At 69.6% G+C, this 3,085-nt stretch carries 3 protein-coding genes; all 3 read right to left on the bottom strand.

Going from position 1 to position 3,085, the window contains the following annotated elements:
- On the bottom strand, nt 1-570 hold a 570-nt coding region (locus VGB60_RS03375; protein WP_331036868.1), incomplete at its 3' end, for an adenosine deaminase family protein.
- 33 nt (nt 571-603) lie between these two features.
- Nucleotides 604-2,406, bottom strand: a complete 1,803-nt coding sequence (argS, locus tag VGB60_RS03370) for an arginine--tRNA ligase (protein WP_331036867.1) — start codon at nt 2,404-2,406, stop codon at nt 604-606.
- On the bottom strand, nt 2,407-3,081 hold the full coding sequence (locus VGB60_RS03365) for a Tat pathway signal sequence domain protein (RefSeq protein WP_331036869.1): 675 nt from the start codon (nt 3,079-3,081) through the stop codon (nt 2,407-2,409).
- Between the last annotated feature and the right edge of the window lie 4 nt (nt 3,082-3,085).

The following is a 3,085-nucleotide window of genomic DNA, read 5'->3' as shown; positions in this document are numbered from 1 at the left end:
GCCCATCTGACCGGCGCGGTCGAACACGCGCCGGAATTTCGACGGGGGGTGGCCGACCTCGGAGGAGTCGAGGCCAACGCCCGTGATGCGGTCCAGCCACGGCTCCGCGGCCTTCAGCGTGGCGAGGGCGGCGTCCTCGTCAAGGTGGCGCAGGAAGCACAGGATCAGCTTGGAGGTGACGCCCAGCTCGGCCTCAGCCGTCTTCATCCCGGCCAGCAGGCCGTCGGCGGCGACGGCAAACGGCAGCCCGCGGTCGGTGTGGGTCTGGGGGTCGAAGAAGATCTCGGCGTGCCGGACCGTGTCCGCCGCCGCGCGCCGGAAATAGGCTACGGCGAGGTCGTGGAAATCCTGCTCGGTCCGCAAGACCTCGGCCCCGGCGTAATAGATGTCGAGGAAGTCCTGCAGGTTCGAGAAATCATAGGCCGCTCGCACCGCCTCGACGCCGTCGAACGGAATGGCCACGCGGTTCCGCCGGGCGAGCTCGAACATCTGCTCGGGCTCCAGACTGCCCTCGATATGCAGGTGAAGTTCGGCCTTGGGCAGGCCGGCGATGTAGGCGTCGAGCGACATGAACGGGTCCTTCGATGAGGCCGCCAGTCTAGCCTACATCCGCTCCGGCGTGTCGATGCCGAGCAGGCCCAGCGCCGTCTCAAGCTGGTTCAGCGCGGCCTGTGACAGCGCCAGCCGCGAGGCGCGCGTCGCGGCGTCCGGCGCGATCAGAACCGGGCACGCAGCGTAGAATTTCGAGAAAGACTGGGCCAGCCGGTAGGCGTGCTCGGCCACGACGTGCGGCATGCGCTTGTCGTAGGCCTCGGCCACGGCCTGAGAGAAGGCGTCCAGCGTCAGGGCGAGATCGCGCTCGGCCGGTTCGGCGATGGCGATGGCGCCCGGCTGCGCGCCCTGATCCGCGCCCTTGCGCAGCAGCGATTTGATCCGAACCGCTTGGTACAGCAGGTAAGGGCCGGTCTTGCCCTCGAAGCTCATGAAGCGGTCGAGATCGAAGACGTAGCTGGTGGTGCGGCTGTTTGACAGGTCGGCGAACTTAAGCGCGGCGACCGCGACCTTGTGGGCGATGGCTTCGAACTCGGCCTCGGGCAGGTCGTCGCCGAGCCGGGCTTCACGCAGCCGCTCGCGCGCCTTGTCCACCGCCATGGTGATCAGGTCGTGCAGCTTCAGCACCCCGCCCGCGCGGGTCTTGAACGGCTTTCCATCGGGCCCGTTCATGGTGCCGAAGCCGAGGTGGTCCAGCGAACCCTCGGCGGCGTAGCCAGCCAGATACGCCGCGCGGAACACCTGTTCGAAATGCTCGGCCTGCCGCTCGTCGACGACATACAGGATCAGGTCCGGGTCGATCGCCTTGCGCCGATCCAGAATGGTGGCGAGGTCGGTGGTGCCGTACATCGCCGAGCCTTCGGACGAGATGACCAGCAGGGGCGGCGGGCTTGGGGCCTCGATCACGCCCCCGTCAGGCAGCTTCTTCTTGCGGGTCTCGCCGGGGCGGGCGACGTGGACGACACGAGCGCCGTCGTCCTCGACCAGCAGGCCGCGCGCCTCCAGATGGGCGATCATCTCGGGCATCAGGGGATCGGCGTCGCTCTCGCCGTTCCACAGGTCGAAGGTCACGCCGAGCGCGCCGAACTCCCGCTCCAGCGCGGTGCGGCTGACGGCGACGAAATGCGCCCATAGCGCGCGATAGCCGGCGCGGCCGCCCTGCAGCTCCGCCGTGGCCTTGCGGGCCCGGTCACGGAAGGCTGGGTCCTCCTTGGCCTGAGCCGCGGCGGTCGGGTAGAGCCGCTCGAGGTCTTCGAGCGTGACGGGGCTCTCGGCCGGGAATGGCCCGTCGCCCTCGCTCATGAAGGTGCCCGCGCGGCCCTCGTCGCCGACGGCGACGATCAGCAGGCCCATCTGGAAACCCCAGTCGCCGAAATGGGCGTCGCCCCAGACCTGGTCGCCGCGGAAGCGGAACAGCCGCTTCAGGCTCTCGCCGATGATGGACGAGCGCAGGTGGCCGACGTGCATCGGCTTGGCCACGTTGGGACCAGCGAAGTCGATGACGACCTTGCGCGGTGATGCGACCGGGGACGCTCCCGCGCGGGCTTCGTCAGCGGCGACTTCCGACGCGCGGGCGGCCAGCGCATCGTTCGCCAGGGTCAGATTGATGAAGCCGGGCCCGGCCACGTCGACGGCGGTGAAGCGCGGATCGCTCTGGAGGCGGGCGGCCACCCGCGCGGCGAGGTCGCGTGGATTGCTCTTCAGCGCCTTGGCCGCGGCAAGGGCGCCGTTGGACTGGAAGTCGGCCAGGTCTGGCCGGTCCGACGCAGTGACGCGGGCGAGGCCGGGGTCCACGCCTTCGGCGGCGAAGGCGGTTCCGACCGCTTCGCCAAGAACAGTCCTGAGATCAGTCATCTACTGGGCCGGCGGGGTCGCCGCCGGAGAGGCCGCCGGGGCGGTTCCGGCGTTGACGCGGAAGCGGCTGCCCGAGCGGTTGAACTCGGCCATCTGCGGCGTCACGTCGAAGCCGACCAGGATCTCGAAATGGTCGCCGCTGGTGGTCGCCTCGGCCCGGGGGATCAGAATGGTCTGATCCTGCGTCACCGAGGTGGTCTGGGCCCCGTCAAAATCGACCGGCAGATCGAAATATTCCTTGGCCAGGATGGCGCGGTTCCGCTCGGTCACCGCGATCCAGTAGCGGTAGGTGCGGGCGTCGCCCTGCGCCTGCGGTCCCCGACCCAGGTTGAACAGCACCCGGGTCTCGACGCGGATCGGGTCGTCGTTCTGATAGCTGCAGTCCGAGACCAGACCCTCGATCTCGCCGGTGAACGCGACGTTGGCGGCGGCCACGCGGTCACCGGTCAGTTCGACGTAGCGGGCGGCGTCGTAGAGGATCTTCACATAGGGGCAGGGGCCGGCGGCCTCGCGCCGCCTCAGGGGAGCCAGTCTCGGCGCGCGGGCGCGGTTCGGTTCCGCCTGCTCGCCCGGTTGCGGGCGTTGACCCGGCTGTTGCCGGCCGGCCTGGCCAGGCTGCTGACCCGCGTCGGCGACGGACGGCGCCATGCCGACCGACATCAGGGTCGCGGCCAGAACG

It is taken from the genome of Brevundimonas sp. (assembly GCF_036399195.1).
GTDB lineage: Bacteria > Pseudomonadota > Alphaproteobacteria > Caulobacterales > Caulobacteraceae > Brevundimonas.
The sequence above is the reverse complement of the archived record's forward strand: the minus strand, read 5'-3'. Positions and strand labels throughout refer to the sequence as shown.